This window comes from Pseudomonas sp. SMN11 (genome assembly GCF_052041945.1).
Lineage (GTDB): Bacteria > Pseudomonadota > Gammaproteobacteria > Pseudomonadales > Pseudomonadaceae > Aquipseudomonas.
In genome coordinates this window covers 1-23,912 of the sequence record NZ_JBKGGW010000056.1, presented here as the reverse complement: position 1 = coordinate 23,912, position 23,912 = coordinate 1, and the positions used below count along the sequence as shown (strand labels likewise).

Sequence of the window (23,912 nt, the reverse complement as noted above, 5' to 3'; positions counted from 1 at the left end):
GTCGCCTTCCTTCGCCGGCTCGGCAGAAACCGCCACGGTGGTGGTATCGATCGTGTCGACGATCTGGGTCACTGCCGGGGTCGGATCCGGGTTTACGGTGATACCACCGCCAGTGGTGCCCGTGATGGTGGTGGAGATCTCGCTGCCATCGATGTATGGCGTATCGTTTGGCGGGATGGTGACGCTGATTGTGCCCGTGGTCTGGCCAGCAGTGATGACGATCACTTGGCCATTGGAAAGGGTGATGGTCAGGTCAGTGAGCGGCGCCTGGCCCACGGTCGCGGTGTAGACGATCACACCGCCCGCTTCGGTAATGCTTGGCGTGGCACTCAGCGAGAGACCCGTAGTGATCGGCGTGGTTACGGTGTTGTCGCCATTGTTGCTGGTATCGAGCGCACCAACTTCCTGCTCGGCGAGCTGGGTCTCGAAACCGATCGGGCCGGTGGGGAAGCCGATAGTCGGGTCAACTACACCTGCCGTTTCTTCCAGCATCACGAACGAGTGGCCGCCACCCACCGAGCCACCACCTGCAGCAGCCGGGCCCGCTGCGGTCGCTTCCAGTTCGGTGGTCGGGTCAGCGCCCGCAGCGATGGCCTGTTGCAACTCCTCAACCGAAGGCGCGGCCTGGGCAGCGGCCTGGCTCAGGTCGGTGATGCTGTCCGGTGCGTCCGCGCTCCATTGGGTATCACGCCCAAGGTCCAAGGTACGCCCATCGGAGAGTTCCAGTGTTATTGCCCCGCCAACCCCAGTGAGCACCTGATCGCCGGCCATGAGCCGATCACCCTCGATCAGAACGCGACGAATGCCTTCTGGGGATACTGCGATCACTTGGCCAACAATGCTTTTGACGATGGCAACAACACTGCTCATTGGAGACTCTCCGGAATAGCCGCTCAAGTGGGCTTCTTGCCTAGCCGGCCTTCAAACGCCGCTATGCGCTGTGAAATTTAGGGGTACATAAGCGTTTTTATTGACGCCAATTTTCCGTCAATAATCTGTCTATAACGGAAGGGAATTAACTTTATGCCAAAGTATTGACCTTCATTCCGCCATCCTAAACAATTGGCCGGGTAATGTCACATTGATATGTTTCACCTTTGTAACCCTTCCTCGTACTTTTCGCGGTACCTCTTCGGAACGGTCCACTTACGGTCATTCAAGGTTGCCATTTAGCAGGCGGGATCGGCTTCGGCCGTGATTTGCGACAAGCATTCACCGGGATCATCTAAAAACATGCGTGCATCTGTATTCGCTGCTCTTCCGTTCGCCCTTTCCATCAGCTTCGTCCAGGCCCAGACCCTGCCTGAAGCCATGCAGAAAGCGCTCGAGGTCCATCCCGAAATCCAGGCCGGAGTGAATGCCCGGACGGCCGCGGATTATCAACTGCGCGCAGCCAAAGGTGGATACCTGCCCAAGGTCGACCTGACTGCCGGTTACGGCCGCGAAGGCACCGACAGCCCAAGCACTGCCAACCGCAGGGAAACCTTGAATCGCGGTGAGTCGGCCATCAATCTGCGACAGATGGTCTTCGATGGCTTCGCAACGTCCAACGAAGTCGGCCGCCAGCAGGCCACCGTCAACTCCCGCGCTTATTCGCTGCTCGGCACCTCCGAGCGCACTGCACTGGAAGTGGCGCAGGTCTACCTGGACGTATTGACCCGCCGCGAGATGGTGCGCCTGGCCCAGGACAACCTGAGCAATCACGAACGCGTTCTCGACCAGATCAAGCTGCGCACCAGCCGCGGCGTTGGCCGCTACGCCGACCTTGACCAGGCTGAGGCGCGCCTGGCCCAGGCCCGCAACAACCTGATCACCGAACAGACCAACCTCGCCGACGCCAACACCAACTACCTCAGCGTGGTCGGCCAGATGCCGGACGAGCTGAGCGCGCCCGCGCCATTCATGGACCTGCTGCCCGCCAACCTCGACGAGGCGCGCCATCAGCTGATTGAAAACAGCCCGATCCTGCGTTCGGCCGAGGCCGACATTGCGGCAGCGGAAAAGCAGTACGAAACGGCCAAATCGACCTTCTACCCACGTTTCGATGCGCAACTCGGCCGCACCGCCGATAACAACATCGATGGTGTACAAGGTCATAACAACGAGTGGCAGGCAATGCTGCGGATGAACTTCAACCTGTACAATGGCGGCAGCAACAAGGCCGACCTCGAGTCGAAGTCGTACCTGGCCAACCAGGCGCTGGATATCCGCAACAACGCGCTGCGTCAGCTCAATGAGGAACTGGGCCTGGCCTGGAACGCCCTGGAAAACGCCAATGCCCAGGTGCCGATCGCCCAGCAGTACGTCGATCACAGCATCCGTGTGCGCAGCGCCTACCAGCAACAGTTCACGCTTGGTGAGCGGACACTGCTCGACTTGCTCGACAGTGAGAACGAGACCTTCACCGCCCAGCGCCGTCTGGTGGAAGTGAAGAACATTCAGGTGTATACGCAGTACCGCATCAAGGCAACCATGGGCCAGCTGCTGAAGAGCCAAGGCGTGGTCGCCCCGATGGCAACCGTCGTGCAGAACGACATGAAACCCAATGTGAGCCTCCCAGGCATGAACTGAGGCGCTCGCCCCCTGATCACCCGTATGGTTTGAAGAGAGCACCGCGTGGAATCCGAAGTCAGCCGAGTCCAGCTCAACCACGATCCACGCAGTCAGCATGACGATCCGTTACTGGATAGCCTGCTGACCCTGTGTGTCCTGCATCAGAAGCCCGCCAGCCGGGCCATGCTCACCACCGGGCTGCCGCTGGAGGCCCAGCGCCTGACCATGGAGCTGCTCCCGCGCGCCGCTGCCCGTGCCGGCCTGCAAGGCCGGCTGCTGCAGCGCAAGCTGGAGCAGATCCCGGGCATTGCCATGCCGGCCATGCTGCTGCTCAAGGATGGCCGCGCCGCCGTCCTGTTGGGCTGGGAGAGCGAAACGACTGCCCGCCTGCTGCTCAGCGAGAGTGACGGTGGCGAGGTACTGGTCCGCCGGGAGGCACTGGAGAGCGACTACAGCGGCAAGGTGTTCTTTGCCCAGCCACAGCACAAGTACGACGTCAATCACGGCAACCTCATTCCGCGGACCCGCTCGTGGTTCCGCGATACCTTGCTGCGCAGCAAATGGCTGTATGTCGATGCCATCGCCGCCAGCCTGGTGATCAACCTGATCGCCCTGGCCGCGCCGCTGTTCGTGATGAACGTATATGACCGCGTGGTACCGAACCAGGCCACCTCGACCCTGTGGGTGCTCGCGCTAGGCATCACCGGCGCGTACGTATTCGACCTGATTCTCAAAGGCTTGCGCAGCCTGTGCCTTGACCTGGCTGGCAAGAAGACCGACCTGATCGTGTCGGCCACGCTGTTCGAACGCATCGTCGGCATGTCGATGAAGTACCGCCCGGCGAGGGTCGGCAGCTATGCGCAGAACATTCACGAATTCCAGGGCCTTCGCGACTTCCTCGCCTCGCTGACCCTGACCAGCCTGATTGACTTGCCCTTTACCTTGCTGGTGCTGCTGGTCATCGCCGTCATTGGCGGGCATCTGGTATGGATCCCGATCCTGGCCTTCCCGTTGGCGCTGACCATCGGCTATGCCCTGCAAAAACCGCTAATGGCAACCATGGAACGCACCATGGCGCTGGCATCGGAGCGCCAGTCGAGCCTGATCGAGACCCTGGCTGGCCTGGATGCGGTGAAGGTCAATAACGCCGAGAGCGAGCGCCAGTACATGTGGGAGCAGACCCTCGGCACCCTCAGCCGCCTGGAGCTACGTGTCAAGATGCTGTCGAGCCTGGCCATGAACATCACGATGCTGATCCAGCAGTTGGCCGGCGTGGCGATGATCTGTGTGGGGGTGTACCTCATCATTGATGGCAGCTTGACCATGGGCGGCCTGGTGGCCTGCTACATGCTCAGCGGCCGCGCCCTCGGCCCGTTGGGCCAGCTCAATGGCCTGCTTGCCCGCTACCAGCACGCCAAGGTGACCATGGCCTCCACCGACCAGATGATGGAACTGCCGCAAGAGCGCAATTTCGAAGAGCGCCCGCTGAGCCGCCAGGTGCTGCAAGGCGCCATCGAGTTTCGCGGCGTCGAGTTCACCTACCCCAATCAGCAGAACCAGGCCCTCAAAGGCATCAACCTGGCGGTCAAGCCGGGCGAGAAAATCGGCATCATAGGCCGCAGCGGCTCGGGCAAAAGCTCGCTGGCCAAACTTATCGTGGGGCTTTACGAGGCAGATAAAGGCTCGCTACTGGTGGACGGCGTGGACATTCGCCAGATCGACGTCAGCGAACTGCGCCACAACATCGGCTACGTACCGCAGGATATCCAGCTGCTGGCCGGCACCCTGCGTGACAACCTGGTCAGCGGCGCGCGTTACATCGAAGACGAGCTGATCCTCCAGGCCGCCGAGCTGTCCGGCGTGCACGAATTTGCCCGGCTGCACCCCGATGGCTACGAGCTGCAGGTCGGCGAGCGTGGCCAGAACCTCTCCGGTGGCCAGCGGCAGAACGTGGCCCTGGGCCGTGCGCTTCTGCTCAACCCACAGATCCTGCTGCTGGACGAACCGACCAGCGCCATGGACAACACCGGTGAAGAACGCCTCAAACAGCGCCTGCAGCCGGTCATCGAGGGCAAGACCGTGTTGCTGGTCACCCACCGTGCCTCGCTGCTGTCGCTGGTAGACCGCCTGATCGTCATTGATCGCGGGCAGATCGTCGCGGATGGCCCGAAGGCCTCTGTCATGGATGCGCTGAAGAAGGGGCAGATCAGTGTCGCATAAGCTTGATTTCGCGCAGGTCAAAGACAACCTGCGCCGCTATTTCAAAGGCTCTGAGTCACTAGCCGGCCAGCCCCTGCCCGAAGTCGGCAAGTCGCTGATCGAGGATGCGCCGCGCGTGGTGCGGCTGACCATCTGGGGCGTGATCGCGTTCTTCCTGTTCCTCATCGTCTGGGCCAGTTTGGCCAAGGTCGATGAAGTCACCCGGGGTGAGGGCAAGGCCATTCCGTCGTCCAAGTTGCAGAAGATCCAGAACCTTGAAGGCGGGATCGTGGCCGAGATCTATGCCAAGGAAGGGCAGATCGTCGAAGTCGGCCAGCCGTTGCTCCGCCTGGATGAAACGCGCTTCGCCTCCAACGTTGGCGAGACCGAGGCCGACCGCCAGGCCATGGCGCTTCGGGTCGAGCGCCTGAGCGCCGAGGTGGAGGACCGCCCACTGAACATCGATCCTGAATTGCGCAAGGCTGCGCCGAACCAGACAGCCAGTGAAGAGTCGCTTTACCAGAGCCGCAAACAGCAGTTGCATGACGAAATCGCCGGCCTCGAACAGCAGCTGGTGCAGCGCCAGCAGGAACTTCGCGAGTTCAACTCCAAGCGCGCCCAGTACGCCAACAGCCTGCAGTTGCTACGCCAGGAAATCGCCATGTCCGAGCCACTGGTGGCGCAAGGTGCGGTCTCCCAGGTAGAGATCCTGCGTTTGCGCCGTTCCGAGGTGGAAAACCGCGGCCAGATGGACGCCACGGCACTGGCGATACCCCGTGCCGAGGCCGCGATCCGCGAAGTGCAGAGCAAGATCGAGGAAACCCGAGGCAAGTTCCGCAGTGACGCCCTGACCCAGCTCAACGAGGCGCGCACCGAACTGAACAAGGCTACCGCCACCAGCAAGGCGCTGGATGACCGGGTCAGCCGCACCCTGGTGACGTCGCCGGTACGCGGCATCATCAAGCAACTGCTGGTCAACACCATCGGCGGCGTGATCCAGCCCGGTAGCGACATCGTCGAGATAGTGCCGCTGGACGACACGCTGGTGATCGAGGCGAAGATCCTGCCCAAAGACATCGCCTTCCTGCACCCTGGCCAGCAAGCTACGGTCAAGTTCACGGCGTATGACTACACCATTTATGGCGGACTCAAGGCCAAGCTGGAGCAGATCGGCGCCGACACCATCACCGATGAGGACAAGAAAACCACCTACTACCTGATCCGCCTGCGCACCGACCGCAGCCACCTCGGCAGCGATGAAAAGCCCTTGCTGATCATCCCCGGGATGGTGGCCACGGTGGACATCATGACCGGTGAGAAAACCATCATGAGCTACCTGCTCAAGCCGATCATGAAAGCCCGCAGCGAGGCGTTGCGCGAGCGGTAGCTTGTAAAGGCCTGCGCGCTCCCACAGGAACCCCGCAGGCTTTTCAACTTCTGCGCAAGGCAGTCATCTCTCGCGCAGGGCTTCGGTGCGCGCCTTGATGATGGGTTTGAGCAGATAACTCATGATCGTCTTTTCACCGGTCATGATGTCCACCGTGGCCACCATCCCCGGGATGATCTGCAAGGGCTTGGCATCCGAACCCAGGTGGCTGCTCTCGGTGCGTAGCCGAATCGGGTAATACGTGGTCTTCTTGTCTTCATCAGTGATGGTGTCGGCGCCAATCTGCTCCAGCTTGGCCTTGAGCCCGCCATAAATGGTGTAGTCATACGCCGTGAACTTGACCGTAGCTTCCTGACCTGGATGCAGAAAAGCGATGTCCTTGGGCAGGATCTTCGCCTCGATCACCAATGTGTCGTCCAGCGGCACGATCTCGATGATGTCGCTGCCAGGCTGGATCACGCCACCTACTGTATTCACCAGCAGTTGCTTGACAATGCCGCGCACCGGCGAGGTGACGAGGGTGCGGTGCACGCGGTCGTCCAGCGCTTTGCTGGTGGCGTTGGCTTTGTTCAGGTCGGCACGGGCTTCGTTGAGCTGGGTCAGGGCGTCACTGCGGAACTTGCCACGGGTTTCTTCGATCTTGCTCTGCACCTCGCGCACGGCTGCTTCGGCGCGGGGGATAGCCAGCGAGGTGGCGTCCACCTCGCCTCGGGTTTCCACTTCCGAGCGGCGCAGACGAAGGATTTCTACCTGGGAGACCGCACCTTTGGCCACCAAAGGCTCGGACATACCGATCTCCTCGCGTAGCAATTGCAGGCTGTTGCTGTACTGGGCGCGCTTGGAGTTGAACTCGCGCAGTTCCTGCTGACGCTGCACCAGCTGCGCTTCCAGCCCGGCGATTTCGTCATGCAACTGCTGTTTGCGGCTTTCGTACAAGGACGCCTCGCTAACCGCCTGGCTAGGTGCGGCCTTGCGCAACTCGGGGTCGATGTTGAGCGGGCGGTCCTCCACCTCGGCGCTCAGGCGCTCGACCCGCAAGGCCATGGCCTGGCGATCGGCCTCGGTTTCACCCTTGTTGGAGGCAAAGCGCGTTTCGTCCAAGCGTAACAGCGGCTGGCCGACTTCGACGACCTCCCCTTCCTTGGCGTAGATTTGCGCGACGATGCCGCCCTCCAGGTTCTGTACCTTCTGCACCTTGGAAGACGGAATGGCCTTGCCCTCGCCTCGGGTAACTTCGTCGACTTCAGCAAAGCTGGCCCAGACGATGAGGAACAGGAAGAACGCGATCACGCCCCAGATGGTCAGGCGCACGACGCGTGGGGCGTCTTCGATGAGCGCTTTATTGACCTCCGGCAGCGGCTGCCCGTGCAGCGAGTCGGAGCCCTTGAAATAGCGGCGCAGGTTGTCCTTGAACTGACCGATATCGAGCTTATGCAACACTGATCTGCCCCTTCTTCAGTGCATCCATGACGGAGGCTTTCGGGCCATCGGCGACCACCTGGCCGCGATCGATGACGATCAGCCGGTCGACCAGCGTCAGCAGCGAGGCGCGGTGGGTCACCAGCAGCACGGTCTTGTTCTCGATCACCGCCTGCAGGCGCTGTTTGAGGCGTTCTTCGCCGGTATTGTCCATGGCCGCCGTGGGTTCATCGAGCAGCAGAATCTGCGGGTTGAGCAGCAACGCACGACCCAGGGCGACGTTCTGCCGCTGGCCACCGGAGAGGTTCTGGCCACGCTCGCCGACCTGCAGCTCGTAGCCGTCCGGGTGCAGCCGGGCGAACTCGTGCACGCCTGCCAGTTCGGCGGCTTGCAGGATCAGCTCGTCCTCGATATAGCGCGCCCCGCTGACCAGGTTGTCGCGCAAGGTACCGGCCAGCAACTGGATGTCCTGCGGCACGTAACCGACGTTGTGGCGCAGTTCGCTGACGTCGATTTGGCGAATGTCCACGCCGTCCACCAGCAGCGAGCCGTTGTCCGCCTCGTACAGCCCGACAATCAGCTTGGCCAGCGAACTCTTGCCCGAGCCACTGCGGCCGATGATGCCGACTTTCTCGCCCGGGCGGATGTTCAGGCTGATGTTCTTCAGGGCCATGTTCTGCTGGTTCGGGTAGGTGAAATCAACACCGCGAAACTCGATCGCGCCCTGCAACACCTGGCGGCTCAGCGGGCGCTCTTCGAAGTTGCGCTCCTGCGGCAGCTCCATCATCTGGTTGGTCGAGACCATGGTCACCTTGGCCTGCTGGTAACGTGCCAGCAACCCGTTCAACTGCCCGAGCGGGCCGAGGGCACGACCACTGAGCATGTAGCAGGCCACCAGGCCGCCCATGCTGAGGTTGCCGTCGATGATCTGATATACGCCGACGCAGATCATCGCCACGCCGGCCATCTGCTGGATCATCAAGGTGATGTTCATGGCCAGGCCCGACAGCACCTTGACCCGCAGTTCCAGGCGGCTGAGGGTCCCAAGGGTCTGCTCCCAGCGGTACTGGCGCTCGCTCTCGGCGTTGTTGACCTTGACCGCGTCCAGGCCGGCCAGGGTTTCGATCAGGCTCGACTGGCGCTCGGAGGCCAGCGCCATGGTTCGCTCCATGGTCGCCATCAGGGGTTTCTGCAGGGCATAGCCGATGCCCAGCGCCAATGGGAAAGCGAGGACCGGGATCCACACCAGATGGCCGCCGACGATGGCGATGACCATCAGAATGATCAGGGTGAATGGCAGGTCGATCAGGCTGGTCAGGGTCAGCGAGGCGAGGAAGTCGCGCAGGCCCTGGAACTCGTGGATGTTCTGGGCAAAGCTGCCGACCCGCGCCGGGCGGTATTTCAGCGACATGCCGACGATGCGTTCGAACAGCGTGGCCGAGATGATCAGGTCGGTCTTCTTGCCGGCCAGGTCCAGGCACAGGCTGCGCAGGCCCTTGAGGATCAGGTCGAACAGGTAGGCACCGGTAATGCCCACCGCCAGTACCCACAAGGTCGAGGTGGCCTGGTTGGGTACCACGCGGTCGTAGACGTTCATCACGAACAGCGGCGCGGCCAGGGCGATCAGGTTGATCACCAGGCTGGCGGCGATGGCATCCATGTACAGCCATTTACTGCGCAGCAGCGTGTCGCGGAACCAGGATTGGGCCCGCGGGATGAGATTGCCGTGATTGACGTCGTACTTGTGCTGCGGCTGGGCGAAGAACACTTTGCCGCTGTAGTCTCCGAGTAGCGCCTCGCGACTGATCAACACCTCGCCGCCATCGCTCTCGCTGAGCAGCAGCCGCGCAGTGTCGGCGTTTTCCCAACCCAGCAGCACTGCGGCGCGGCCTTCCTTGAGCAGCAGCATGGCCGGCATGGCGATGCTCGGGATCTGCTCCAGCTTGCGTTGTAGCAGGCGCCCCTGCAGGCCGGCCCGGGCAGCGGCCCGGGGCAGCAGCTCGGCGTTCAGGCGCTGGGCCGGCAAGGGTAAGCCGGTGGTCAGCATGACCCGGCTGGCGGGTTTCTGATGCAGTACACAGAGGGTCAGCAGGCAATCCAGCAATGGATCGTCGTGCTGACTACGCGGGTCGTGACTGAGCTGGGCTCGACGGACTTCGGATTCCACGTGGCGCTCTCTTCCTTGCGGTATTTGGGACAGGCACCCACCAACAGTGGCCGGCTGTTCTTTCAAACGGACGACATCGCTGGCTAAAGGTTTCACTTACTGAATATAGCCAGCGCCATTAACAGCGCTATACAGAGACTAACGCGTGATACCTCAGGCGCAAGCCAAACCTGCATTACAACTTTCCCGAAACCGACCGCCAAGCTTAGGACCAGAGCATACGGGGCTTGCGTGCATACACGCCTGATCATGCCGGTGCAGCGAAGATATAACTAATACGAAAGTAAGAGTTGGCAAGCAGCCATTTAAAGATATGACTTTAGATTGGCCGTCGTTCGCAAAACAGCGAATCAGTCAATATTTCGTCAGTGAAAGAGTGCACCCGCATTCAAATTACGGAAGTTTGACAGACACCCCATAGAGGCACTTTCAAATCATTCCACAACCCGACGGGTTCGAGCGCCGGAGGGGCATGGAAGACACTGGTCGAGTCATCTGGAGAGTCACATGAGCACCGTCGTCGCCATCGTCAAAAGCATTGTTGGCCAAGTCATCGCGGTATCGCCAGAAGGGATCCGCCGCGTGCTCATCGAAGGAGACCGCCTGTTCGCAGGCGAGCAGGTGCTGACAGGTGTGGGCGGTGCCGTCACCCTGCAGCTGACCGATGGCCGCTATGTGGACCTGGGCCGCGACAGCCAGTGGAGCGCCAGCGCGTCCGACCACAGTACTGACATGTGCATGGCCACCGCGCAGACGGCACCGTCGGTGGAGCAGCTGCAGCAGGCGATCCAGGCGGGTGCCGACCCAACCACGGCGCTGGAAGCTACCGCAGCCGGCCCGAACTCCTCGGGCAGCAGTGGCGGCGGTGCGCTTGGCGGTGGGCACAGTTTCGTCCTGCTTGAGGAAACGGCTGCCCGCGTCGACCCGAACATCGGCTTCCAGACCGGGCCGTTGAATTTCAGCGAAAGCCTCAACTTCGATTTCACCGCCGGGCCACAGACCGCCACCACTGCGGTGGTCGCCGAACTGGCTACCGCCGTGGTATTGAGCGCGACGCCATCGATCAGCGAGGCCGGCGGCAGCATCGTGTATGTCGCCACGGTCGGCCAGGCGCCGCTCAGCGCGCTGACCGTAACTTTGTCCAATGGCGCGGTGATCGTGATTGCCGCCGGGCAGACCAGTGGCTCGGTGAGCGTGCCGGTCACGCCAGGCACCACGGCGTATGCCGAAGACCGTCACGTGTCGACCAGCATCACCGGCACCAGCGGCGGCGGCATCCCGGTCGCCATCGATGGCACCCCGGCCGATACCCGCGTGGTCGGCACCGTCGATACCACCACCGCCACTCTCAGCGCCAGCCCGAACGTGACCGAAGGCGGCGCGATCACCTACACCGTGACCCTGAGCAACCCGGCCCAGACGCCAGTCACGGTCACCCTGTCCAATGGCCAGGTCATCAGCATCGGCGCGGGTCAGAGCAGCGGCAGCGTGGTGCTGCAGACGGCCAATGATGTGTACAAGGATACGACCACCCTCAGCACCCACATCACCTCCGTCACCGGGGGCAACTTCGAGCACCTGGAAGCCAACCCGGCTCCCGTTCTGACCGTGGTCAGCGATTCGACCGATACCAGCACCGTCACCCTTACCGCCACGCCCTCCGTGGCCGAAGGCGGCACCATTGTCTATACCGCCAGCCTCTCGGCACCGGTGACCGGGACGCCGGTGGTGGTGACCCTGGCCAACGGCCAGACCATCACCGTGGCGGTTGGCCAGAGCAGCGGCACGGTAAGCGTGCCGGTCGGCAACGATGTTTATCAGGGCCAAGGGCAAGGCCAGATCAATACCAGCATCTCCGGGGTTTCCGGGGGGAACTTCGAGAGTCTGGTCGCCAACCCCACGCCTGTGAGCACCACCGTCAGTGATATCCAGGACGTCACCACCGTCAGCCTGAGCGCGAGCTCGAGCGTGGCTGAAGGCGGCCAGATCATCTACACAGCGACCCTCAGCAACCCGGGCCAGACCGCCGTCACCGTGACCCTGAGCAACGGGCAGAGCATCACCATCGCGGCCAACCAGACCTCGGGCAGCGTCAGCGTGGCCGCGCCTGCCGATGACCACTACGCCGATGCCAGCCTGATCAGCGCGCGTATCACCAGTGCCACAGGCGGCAATTTCGAAAGCCTGGCGGTCAACGGCACGCCAGCGGTGACCTCGGTCATCGATACCCTCGACACCACGACCGTGACCCTGACCGCAACGCCGTCGGTGGTCGAAGGTGGCACCATTATCTACACCGCCACTGTCAACGCGCCGGTCACAGGCTCACCCGTAGTGGTGACCCTGGCCAATGGGCAGAGCATCACCATTGCCGTCGGCCAAAACTCAGGCACCACCACGGCGGCCGTCAGCAACGACGTCTACCAGGGCCATGCGCCAGTCAGCAACAACATCACCGGTGTCAGCGGCGGCAATTACGAGCAGTTGGTGGCCAACCCAACGCCGGTCAGCACCAGCGTCACCGATGTGCAGGACACCACCACTGTCACCCTCACCGCCACGCCGTCGGTGGCCGAAGGCGGCACCATCACTTACACCGCCAGTGTGGATGCCCCGGTCACCGGTAGCCCGGTCGTGGTCAACCTGGCCAACGGGCAAACCATTACTATCCCGGTTGGCCAGAGCTCAGGCACCGCTGTCGCTGCCGTGAGCAACGATGCCTATCAGGGCTACGCCCCGGTCACCAACAACATCACCAGCGTCAGCGGCGGCAGCTACGAGAACCTCGTCGCCAACACCGCAACGGTCAGCACCGCCATCAGCGATGTGACGGACACCACCACCGTCACCTTGGCGGCCACCCCAAGCGTGGCCGAGGGCGGCACCATCCTCTATACCGCTACGATGGACGCCCCGGTTACCGGTAGTCCGGTAATTATCAACTTGGCGAACGGTCAGACCATCACCATTGCCGTGGGGCAGAGCTCAGGCACAGCCACCGGCTTCGCGAGCAACGATGTCTACCAAGGCCACGCCACAGTCACCAACAGCATTACCACGGTCACAGGCGGCAGCTATGAAAATCTGGTCGCTGATCAGACATCCGTCAGTACCAGCGTCACCGATGCTCAGGACACTACAACCATCTCGCTGTCGGCAACGCCGAGCGTGGCCGAGGGCGGCCAGATCGTTTACACCGCGACCCTGACCAATGCGGCACAGTCTCCGGTGACCGTGACCCTGAGCAACGGCCAGACTGTCACCATCGCCGCCAACCAGACCTCCGGCAGCGTCGCGGTTGCCACCCACGGCGAAACCCCCTATCTCGATGCAGGCCAGGTCAGCGTCACTATGACCAGCGCTTGGGGTGGAAATTTCGAGAGTCTGGCAATCAATAGTACGCCAGCGGTGACTCAGGTGACCGATACCGTCGATACGTCGACCGTGAGCCTCACCGCGACGCCATCGGTGGCTGAAGGCGGGACGATCATCTACACCGCGACGGTGACGGCGCCAGTCACCGGCTCTGCCGTAGTAGTGACCTTGGCCAACGGGCAGACCATCACTATTCCGGTCGGGCAAAGTTCGGGGACCGCCACGGCTGTGGTATCCAACGATGTCTATCAAGGCCATCCGGCCGTCACCAACAGTATCGCCAATATCAGTGGCGGCAATTACGAGAACCTGGTCGCCGACAAGACTCTGGTCAGCACCACGGTGACTGACGTCCAGGACACCACCACCGTTACCCTCACCGCCACGCCAACCGTGGCCGAAGGAGGCACCATCGTCTACACGGCGACGGTGGATGCGCCGGTGACCGGCAACCCGGTGGTGGTCAACCTGGCCAATGGTCAAACCATCACCATTGGAGTTGGCCAGAGTTCAGGCACCACCACCGGTGCCGTGGGCAACGACCTGTACCAGGGTCATGCAACCGTCACCAACAGCATCACCAATGTGACGGGCGGCAACTACGAAAACCTGGTCGCCAACCAGTCGCCGGTCAGTACCACAGTCACAGATGTCCAAGACACCACCACTGTGACCCTGACGGCCACACCGTCCGTGGTCGAAGGTGGGACCATCCTCTACACCGCTAGCGTGGGAGCGCCGGTCACCGGCAGCCCGGTGGTGGTCACCCTGGCCAACGGGCAAACCATCACCATCCTGGTCGGGCAAAGCTCCGGGACCGCCACGGCCGCAATATCCAACGACGTCTATCAGGGCCATACGGCCGTCAGCAACAGCATCAGCAATGTGAGCGGCGGTAACTACGAGAACCTGGTGGCGGACAAGTCTCAAGTCCTCACCAGCGTCGCCGACGTGACGGACACCACCATGGTTTCGCTGTCGGCAACGCCAAGCGTGGCCGAAGGTGGTCAGATCGTGTACACCGCGACCCTGACCAATGCCGCACAGTCTCCAGTGACCGTCACCTTGAGCAACGGGCAGACCATAACCATCCCCGCCAACCAGACCTCCGGCAGCGTTGCGGTTGCCACCCACGGCGACAACCCGTACCTCGATGCCGGCCAAGTCAGTGCCAGCATCACCAGCGCCTCAGGCGGTAACTTCGAGAATCTCTCGGTCAACAGCACGCCGGCAGTGACCAATGTCACCGATACCGTCGACACCTCGACCGTGAGCCTGACCGCCACGCCTTCAGTCGCCGAGGGCGGCACGATCGTGTACACAGCCACGGTGACCGCACCGGTCATGGGTTCTGCCGTGGTGGTGACGCTGGCCAGCGGGCAGACCATCACCATTCCGGTCGGGCAAAGTTCGGGGACCGCCACAGCGGCCGTCAGCAACGACGTCTATCAGGGCCATGCTGCAGTCAGTAACAGCATCAGCAACGTTTCTGGAGGCAGCTACGAGAACCTGGTCGCGGACAAATCCCAGGTCAGCACCAGCGTCACCGACGTGACCGACACCACCACCGTCACACTTACGGCCACGCCATCGGTGGCAGAAGGCGGCACCATCGTTTACACCGCCAGCGTGGGGGCGCCGGTCACCGACAGTCCGGTCGTGGTCACCCTGACCAATGGCCAAACCATCACCATCGCTGTTGGCCAGAGTTCCGGCACCGCAACCGGTCTAGTTGGCAACGACGTCTACCAGGGCCATGCCCCGGTCACCAACGCCATCAGTAACGTGTCCGGTGGCAACTACGAAAACCTCGTCGTCAACACAGCTACCGTGAGCACCACCGTCACCGATGTGCAGGACACCAGCACCGTTACCCTCACCGCTACACCGTCGGTGGCCGAGGGCGGCACCATCGTCTACACGGCAAGTGTGGACGCCCCGGTTACCGGCAGCCCTGTTGTAGTCAGCCTGGCCAACGGCCAGTCCATCACCATCGCGGCCGGTCAGAGCTCCGGCACCATCACTGGTGCCGTGGACAACGATGTCTATCAGGGCCATGCCCCGGTTACCAACAGCATCACCTCCGTCAGTGGTGGCAACTACGAGAACCTAGTTGCCAATACCGCCATCGTCAGCACCACAGTGTCCGATGTGGCGGATACGACTACGGTCACGTTGACAGCCACACCGTCCGTAGCCGAGGGGGGCACCATCCTCTACACGGCCAGCGTGGATGCGCCCGTCACCGGCAGCCCGGTCGTAGTCAATCTGGCCAATGGGCAGACCATCACCATTGCCATTGGACAAAGCTCCGGCACCGCCACCGGTGCGGTGTCCAACGACGTCTATCAGGGCCACGCGGCAGTCACCAACAGCATCACCAGCGTCAGCGGTGGCAACTACGAAAACCTGGTCGCCAACTATTCGCCGGTCAGCACCACCGTCAACGATGTTCAAGACACCACCACTGTGACCCTGAGCGCTACACCTTCCGTGACCGAAGGCGGCACCATCGTCTACACCGCCACCGTCGGCGCTCCGGTTACCGGCAGCCCGGTGGTGGTGAGCCTGGCCAACGGGCAAACCATCACCATTCCGGTTGGGCAAAGCTCGGGCACCGCTACCGGTGCCGTGAGCAATGACTTCTACCAAGGCCATGCCGCCGTCACCAACAGCATCAGCAACGTCAGCGGTGGCAATTACGAAAACCTGGTCGCCAATCAGTCACTGGTCAGCACCAGTGTCACCGACGTTCAGGACACCACCACGGTTTCTTTGTCGGCCACCCAGACCGTCGCTGAGGGCGGGCAGATTGTCTACACCGCAACACTGACCAATGCCGCACAATCTCCGGTGACCGTGAGCCTGAGCAACGGGCAAATCATCACCATCGCCGCCAACCAGATTTCTGGCAGCGTCAGCGTCGCCACCCACGGCGATAACCCCTACCTCGATGCCGGTCAGGTCAGTGCGCAGATCACCAATGCGACTGGCGGCAATTTCGAGAACCTGGCAATCAACAGCACGCCGGCAGTGACCAATGTCACTGATACCGTCGACACCTCGACCGTGAGCCTGACCGCCACGCCTTCAGTCGCCGAGGGCGGCACGATCGTGTACACAGCCACGGTGACCGCACCGGTCACTGGCTCCGCCGTGGTGGTGACCCTAGCCAACGGCCAGTCCATCACCATCCCGGTTGGGCAAAGTTCAGGAACCGCCACGGCTGCGGTCTCCAATGACGTCTATCAGGGCCATCCAGCTGTTACCAACAGCATCAGCAACGTATCTGGCGGAAATTACGAAAACCTCGTCGCCGACAAGACCCAAGTCAGTACTACCGTCACGGACGTGCAGGACACCACCACCGTCACCCTCACCGCCACACCATCCGTGGCAGAGGGTGGCACCATCATCTACACCGCGACAGTAAATGCGCCGGTCATCGGCAACCCGGTCGTGGTCAACCTTGCCAATGGGCAGACCATCACCATTGGAGCTGGCCAGAGCTCAGGCACCGCCACCGGCGCCGTGGGCAACGATGTCTATCAAGGACATGCTGCCGTCACCAACAGCATTACCAGCGTCAGCGGTGGCAACTACGAGAATCTGGTCGCCAACCACGCAACCGTCAGTACCAGCGTCACTGATGCGCAGGACACCACCACGGTTTCGCTGTCGGCGACGCCGAGCGTGGCTGAAGGCGGGCAGATTGTTTATACCGCTACCCTGACAAACGCGGCGCAAACCGCAGTGAGCGTCACCCTGAGCAATGGCCAGACCATCACTATCGGCGCCAACCAGACCTCCGGCAGCGTCGCGGTTGCCACCCATGGCGATAACCCGTACCTCGATGCCGGACAGGTCACTGCACAAATTACCGGCGTATCGGGCGGCAACTTCGAAAGTCTGGCAGTCAACAGCGCGCCGGCAGTCACCAACGTCACTGATACCGTCGATACCTCGACCGTGAGTTTGACCGCCACGCCGTCCGTGGCCGAAGGTGGGACCATTGTTTATACCGCCACCGTAACCGCTCCGGTCACCGGCTCTGCCGTAGTGGTGACACTGGCCAATGGGCAGACCATCACCATTCCGGTCGGGCAAAGCTCCGGCACCGCCACCGGTACAGTGTCCAACGACGTCTATCAAGGGCATGCGACCGTCACCAACAGCATCACCAGTGTCAGCGGTGGTAACTACGAGAATCTGGTCGCCGACAAGACTCAAGTCAGCACCAGCGTCGCCGACGTGCAGGACACCACCACGGTTTCGCTGTCGGCGACGCCGAGCGTGGCTGAAGGCGGCCAGATCTTCTACACCGCGACCCTGACCAATGCCGCGCAGTCGCCAGTGACCGTGACCCTGAGCAATGGCCAGACCATCACTATCGGCGCCAACCAGACCTCCGGCAGCGTCGCGGTTGCCACCCACGGCGATAACCCGTACCTCGATGCTGGACAGGTCAGTGCACAAATCACGAGCGCTTCGGGCGGCAACTTCGAAAACCTGGTAGTCAACAGCACGCCGGCGGTAACCAATGTCACCGATACCGTCGATACTTCAACCGTGAGCCTGACCGCCACGCCGTCGGTGGCTGAAGGCGGAACCATCGTCTACACCGCCACGGTGACTGCGCCAGTCATCGGCTCTGCCGTGGTGGTTACCTTGGCCAACGGGCAAACCATCACCATCCCGGTCGGGCAAAGTTCGGGCACCGCCACAGCGGCAGTCAGCAATGACGTCTATCAGGGCCATCCTGCCGTCAGCAACAGCATCAGCGATGTCTCCGGCGGCAACTATGAAAACCTTGTCGCGGACAAAACCCAGGTCAGCACGACCATCACTGACGTGCAGGACACTACTACCGTCACCCTGACGGCCACACCGTCCGTGGCCGAGGGCGGCACCATCGTCTACACAGCGAGTGTGGATGCACCGGTCACCGGCAGCCCAGTCGTGGTCAGTCTTGCCAATGGGCAAAGTATCACCATTGCCGTTGGCCAGAGCTCCGGCACCACGACTGGCGCCGTGAGCAACGACGTCTATCAAGGACATGCTGCCGTCAGCAATAGCATCACCAGTGTCAGCGGTGGCAACTACGAGAATCTGGTCGCCAATCAGTCACCAGTCAGCACCAGCGTCACCGACGTACAGGACACCACCACGGTTTCGCTGTCGGCCACCCAGACCGTCGGAGAGGGCGGCCAGATCGTCTACACCGCGACCCTGACCAATGCTGCACAGTCGCCAGTGACCGTGACCCTGAGCAATGGCCAGACCATCATCATCGGCGCCAACCAGACCTCCGGCAGCGTCGCGGTTGCCACCCACGGCGATAACCCGTACCTCGATGCTGGACAGATCAGTGCACAAATTACGAGCGCATCGGGCGGCAACTTCGAAAACCTAGTAGTCAACAGCACGCCGGCGGTAACCAATGTCACCGATACCGTCGATACTTCAACCGTGAGCCTGACCGCCACGCCGTCGGTGGCTGAAGGCGGGACCATCGTTTACACCGCTACCGTGACCGCTCCGGTTACCGGCTCTGCCGTGGTGGTGACCCTGGCCAACGGGCAAACCATCACCATCCCGGTCGGGCAAAGTTCAGGGACCGCCACGGCTGCGGTATCCAATGACGTCTATCAGGGCCATCCCGCCGTCAACAACAGCATCAGCGATGTGTCCGGCGGCAACTACGAGAACATGGTCGCCGACAAGACCCAAGTCAGCACGATTGTCACCGATGTGACCGATACCACCACGGTGACGCTGACCGCCACACCGTCCGTGGCCGAGGGCGGCACGATCCTCTACACGGCCAGCATGGGTGCGCCGGTTACCGGAAGCCCGGTGGTGGTCAGCTTGGCCAATGGCCAGACTATCACCATTGCCGTAGGCGAGAGCTCAGGCACTGCCACCGCTGCCGTGAGCAACGACGTCTATCAGGGCCATGTCCCGGTTACCAACAACATCACCGCCGTCAGCGGTGGCAACTACGAGAGCTTGGTCGCCAACAGCGCCACGGTCAGCACCACCGTGACCGATGTCACCGACACAACCACCGTCACCCTGACCGCCACGCCTTCCATAGCCGAAGGCGGGTCTATCCTCTACACCGCCACCGTGGGCTCGCCGGTCACTGGCAGCCCGGTCGTCGTAAACCTGAGCAACGGCCAGACCATTACCATTCCCGTCGGCCTGAGTTCGGGCACCACCACGGGCACCGTCAGCAACGACGTTTACCAAGGCCACGCCGCTGTCACCAACAGCATCAGCAACGTATCCGGCGGAAATTACGAGAATCTGGTCGCGGACAAGACCCAGGTCAGTACTAGCGTCACTGATGTGCAGGACACCACCACGGTCTCGCTGTCGGCAACGCCGAGCGTGGCCGAAGGCGGGCAGATCGTGTACACCGCGACACTGACGAATGCCGCACAGTCTCAGGTGACAGTGACCCTTAGCAACGGGCAAACCATCATCATCGCCGCCTACCAGACCTCCGGCAATGTCGCGGTTGCCACCCACGGCGATAACCCATATCTCGATGCCGGGCAGGTCAGCGCCAGCATCACCCATACATCAGGCGGCAACTTCGAGAATCTCGCGGTCAACAGCACGCCGGCTGTAACCAATGTCACCGATACCGTCGACACCTCGACTGTCAGTCTGACCGCCACGCCGTCGGTAGCCGAGGGCGGGACCATCGTTTACACCGCCACGGTGACTGCGCCGGTCACCGGCTCTGCCGTAGTGGTGACATTGGCCAATGGGCAAACCATCACCATCCCGATCGGGCAAAGTTCTGGGACCGCCACGGCTGCAGTCAGCAACGACGTCTATCAGGGCCATCCGGCAGTCAGCAACAGCATCAGCAGCCTATCCGGTGGCAACTACGAGGACCTGGTCGCAGACAAGACTCAGGTCAGCACCACCGTTACCGATGTGACCGACACCACGACCGTGACCCTGACAGCCACACCAAGCGTGGCAGAGGGTGGAACCATTACCTATACGGCGAGTGTGGGCGCCCCCGTCACTGGCAGCCCGGTGGTGGTCAGCCTGGCCAATGGGCAGACCATCACAATTGCGGAGGGTCAGAGCTCCGGTACCGCCACTGCGGTGGTGACCAATGATGTCTATCAGGGTCACGCCCCGGTCACCAACAACATCACGGCCGTCAGTGGTGGCAACTACGAAAGTCTGGTCGCCAGTACCGCTACCGTGAGCACCACCGTCACCGATGTGCAGGACACCACCACGGTCTCACTGTCGGCCACCCAGACCGTGGCTGAGGGTGGTCAGATCGTCTACATCGCCACCCTGACCAATGCCGCACAGTCGCCAGTGACCGTGACCCTGAGCAACGGCCAGAGCATCACCATCGCCGCCAACCAGACCTCCGGCAGCGTCGCGGTTGCCACCCACGGCGACAACCCGTACCTCGATGCCGGCCAGGTCAGCGTCAGCATCACCCATGCATCAGGCGGCAGCTTCGAGAACCTGGCGGTCAACAGCACCCCAGCTGTGACCAGCGTCACCGATACCGTCGATACCTCGACCGTCTCTCTGACAGCCACGCCATCGGTGGCCGAAGGGGGAACCATCGTCTACACCGCCACGGTGACTGCGCCGGTGACCGGCTCAGCCGTGGTGGTGACACTGACCAATGGGCAGACCATCACCATTCCGGTCGGGCAAAGTTCCGGGACCGCCACGGCTACGGTATCCAACGATGCCTATCAGGGCCATCCGGCTGTTACCAACAGCATCAGCAATGTCTCGGGCGGCAACTACGAGAATCTGGTCGCCGACAAGACTCTGGTCAGCACCACGGTGACTGACGTCCAGGACACCACCACCGTTTCGCTGTCGGCCAACCAGACCGTCGCTGAGGGCGGCCAGATCGTGTACACCGCGACACTGACCAATGCCGCACAGTCTCCGGTGACAGTGACCCTTAGCAACGGGCAAACCATCACCATCGCCGCCAACCAGACCTCCGGCAGCGTTGCGGTTGCCACCCACGGCGACAACCCGTACCTCGATGCCGGCCCAGTCAGTGCCAGCATCACCAGCGTCTCAGGCGGTAACTTCGAGAACCTGGCGGTCAACAGCACGCCGGCGGTAACCAATGTCACCGATACCGTCGATACTTCAACCGTGAGCCTGACCGCCACGCCGTCGGTGGCTGAAGGCGGGACCATCGTTTACACCGCCACCGTGACCGCTCCGGTGACCGGCTCTGCCGTGGTGGTGACCCTGGCCAATGGGCAGAGCATCACCATTCCGGTCGGGCAAAGTTCAGGGACCGCCACGGCTGCGGTCTCCAATGACGTCTATCAGGGCCATGCCGCCGTCAACAACAGCATCAGCGATGTGTCCGGCGGTAACTATGAAAACCTTGTCGTGGACAAAACCCAGGTCAGCACGACCATCACTGACGTGCAGGACACTACTACCGTCACCCTGACGGCCACACCGTCCGTGGCAGAGGGCGGCACCATCGTCTACACGGCAAGTGTGGACGCCCCGGTCACCGGCAGCCCGATCGTGGTCAACCTGGCCAACGGCCAGACCATCAGCATTGGGGTTGGCCAAAGCTCGGGCACCGCTACCGGTGCCGTGAGCAATGACGTCTACCAAGGCCATGCCGCCGTCACCAACAGCATCACCACCGTCACGGGCGGCAACTACGAAAACCTGGTCGCCAACTATTCGCCGGTCAGCACCACCGTCACCGATGTTCAAGACACCACCACTGTGACCCTGACCGCTACACCTTCCGTGACCGAAGGCGGCACCATCGTCTACACCGCAACCGTCGGCGCTCCGGTTACCGGCACTGCCGTGGTGGTGACACTGGCCAATGGGCAGAGCATCACCATTCCGGTCGGGCAAAGTTCAGGGACCGCCACGGCTGCGGTCTCCAATGACGTCTACCAGGGCCATCCTGCAGTCAGTAACAGCATCAGCAACGTATCTGGCGGAAATTACGAAAACCTCGTCGCCGACAAGTCTGAGGTCAGCACCAGCGTTAGCGATGTGATGGATACCACCACCGTCAACCTCACCGCCACGCCAACCGTGGCCGAGGGCGGCACGATCGTCTACACCGCCACCGTGGTCGCACCAGTCACCGGCTCCGCCGTGGTGGTGACACTTACCAACGGGCAAACCATCACTATCCCAGTCGGGCAAAGCTCCGGGACCGCCACGGCCACAGTATCCAACGACGTCTACCAGGGCCATCCGGCCGTCAGCAACAGCATCAGCAACGTGTCGGGCGGCAACTATGAAAACCTGATGGCGAACAAGGCAGCGGTCAGCACCACAGTGACCGATGTCCAGGACACCACCACCGTCACCCTCACCGCCACACCGTCCGTGGCCGAGGGTGGGACCATCCTCTACACCGCTAGCGTGGGCGCGCCGGTCACCGGCAGCCCGGTCGTGGTCAATCTGGCGAACGGGCAGACCATCACCATTGCGGTCGGTCAGAGTTCCGGTACCGCCACGGGTGCTGTCAGCAACGATGTCTATCTAGGCCATGCCTCGATCACCAATAACATCACATCAGTCACAGGCGGCAATTACGAGAATCTGGTCGCCAACCAGACACCCGTCAGCACCAGCGTCACCGACGTACAGGACACCACCACCGTTTCGCTGTCGGCCACCCAGACCGTCGCTGAGGGCGGCCAGATCGTCTACACCGCGACCCTGACCAATGCTGCGCAGTCTCCTGTGACCGTCACTTTGAGCAATGGCCAGACCATTACCATCGCAGCCAACCAGACCTCCGGCAGCGTCGCGGTTGCCACCCATGGCGATAACCCGTACCTCGATGCCGGCCAGGTCAGTGCACAGATCACCAATGCGACTGGCGGCAATTTCGAGAACCTGGCAATCAACAGCACGCCAGCAGTGACCAACGTCACCGATACCGTCGATACCTCGACCGTGAGCCTGACCGCCACGCCTTCGGTGGCTGAAGGCGGGACCATCGTTTACACCGCCACGGTGACTGCGCCGGTCACCGGCTCTGCCGTAGTGGTGACACTGGCCAATGGGCAGACCATCACCATCCCGGTCGGGCAAAGTTCGGGGACCGCCACGGCCGCGGTATCCAACGACGTCTATCAGGGCCATCCGGCAGTCAGCAACAGCATCACCAATGCGTCGGGTGGCAACTTCGAGAATCTGGGAGTCAACAGCACTCCGGCAGTGACCAACGTCACCGATAACGTCGACACCACCACTGTGACCCTGACCGCCACGCCATCCGTGGCCGAAGGTGGCACCATCATCTACACCGCCACCGTCGGCTCCCCTGTCACCGGCAACCCGGTGGTGGTGAGCCTGGCCAACGGCCAGACCATCACCATCCCGGTCGGGCAAAGTTCGGGGACCGCTACCGGTGCCGTGAGCAATGACGTCTACCAAGGTCATGCCGCCGTCACCAACAGCATCACCAGCGTCAGCGGTGGCAACTACGAAAACCTGGTCGCCAATCAGGCACCGGTCAGCACCAGCGTCACCGACGTACAGGACACCACGACGGTTTCTCTGTCGGCCACACAGACCGTCGCAGAGGGCGGTCAGATCGTGTATACCGCCACCCTGACCAATGCCGCACAGTCGCCAGTGACTGTGACCCTGAGCAATGGCCCTAGTATCAGCATCGCCGCCAACCAGACCTCCGGCAGCGTCGCGGTTGCCATCCACGGCGATAACCCGTACCTCGATGCCGGTCAGGTCAGCGCCAGCATCACCAGCGCCTCAGGCGGTAACTTCGAGAATCTG

At 62.1% G+C, this 23,912-nt stretch carries 7 protein-coding genes; 4 read left to right on the top strand and 3 right to left on the bottom strand.

The window, feature by feature from the left end; genetic code table 11:
• The coding region (locus ACLEJU_RS27510) for a retention module-containing protein (protein WP_440776763.1) at nucleotides 1–870 on the bottom strand (870 nt) is incomplete at its 3' end.
• A 363-nt stretch (nucleotides 871–1,233) separates the two neighbouring features.
• Between ACLEJU_RS27510 and ACLEJU_RS27505 the strand changes: the two genes are divergently transcribed.
• From ACLEJU_RS27505 to ACLEJU_RS27495, 3 genes are read left to right on the top strand one after another with little or no spacing between them, the layout of a single operon-like run.
• Entirely contained in the window at nucleotides 1,234–2,571 is a 1,338-nt protein-coding gene (locus ACLEJU_RS27505; RefSeq protein ID WP_435424224.1) for a TolC family outer membrane protein, read from the top strand.
• Nucleotides 2,572–2,616: 45 nt separating this feature from the next.
• Nucleotides 2,617–4,773, top strand: coding sequence for a type I secretion system permease/ATPase (locus tag ACLEJU_RS27500; protein ID WP_435424223.1), 2,157 nt, complete (start codon nucleotides 2,617–2,619; stop codon nucleotides 4,771–4,773).
• Nucleotides 4,763–6,139, top strand: coding sequence for an HlyD family type I secretion periplasmic adaptor subunit (locus ACLEJU_RS27495; RefSeq protein ID WP_435424222.1), 1,377 nt, complete (start codon nucleotides 4,763–4,765; stop codon nucleotides 6,137–6,139). Before ACLEJU_RS27500 ends, ACLEJU_RS27495 begins: the two co-directional genes overlap by 11 nt.
• A gap of 63 nt (nucleotides 6,140–6,202) precedes the next feature.
• On the opposite strand, the gene ACLEJU_RS27490 is transcribed toward ACLEJU_RS27495, so the two are convergent.
• Entirely contained in the window at nucleotides 6,203–7,579 is a 1,377-nt protein-coding gene (locus ACLEJU_RS27490; RefSeq protein ID WP_435424221.1) for an HlyD family type I secretion periplasmic adaptor subunit, read from the bottom strand.
• Nucleotides 7,569–9,725 carry a type I secretion system permease/ATPase gene (locus tag ACLEJU_RS27485; RefSeq protein ID WP_435424220.1) on the bottom strand — a complete coding sequence of 719 codons (2,157 nt, stop codon included), beginning with the start codon at nucleotides 9,723–9,725 and terminating at the stop codon, nucleotides 7,569–7,571. The genes ACLEJU_RS27490 and ACLEJU_RS27485 overlap by 11 nt, the downstream gene beginning before the upstream one ends.
• 507 nt (nucleotides 9,726–10,232) lie before the next feature.
• Here ACLEJU_RS27485 and ACLEJU_RS27480 point away from each other — a divergent pair.
• Nucleotides 10,233–23,912: retention module-containing protein (locus ACLEJU_RS27480; protein ID WP_440776762.1), on the top strand; the 13,680-nt coding region annotated here is incomplete at its 3' end.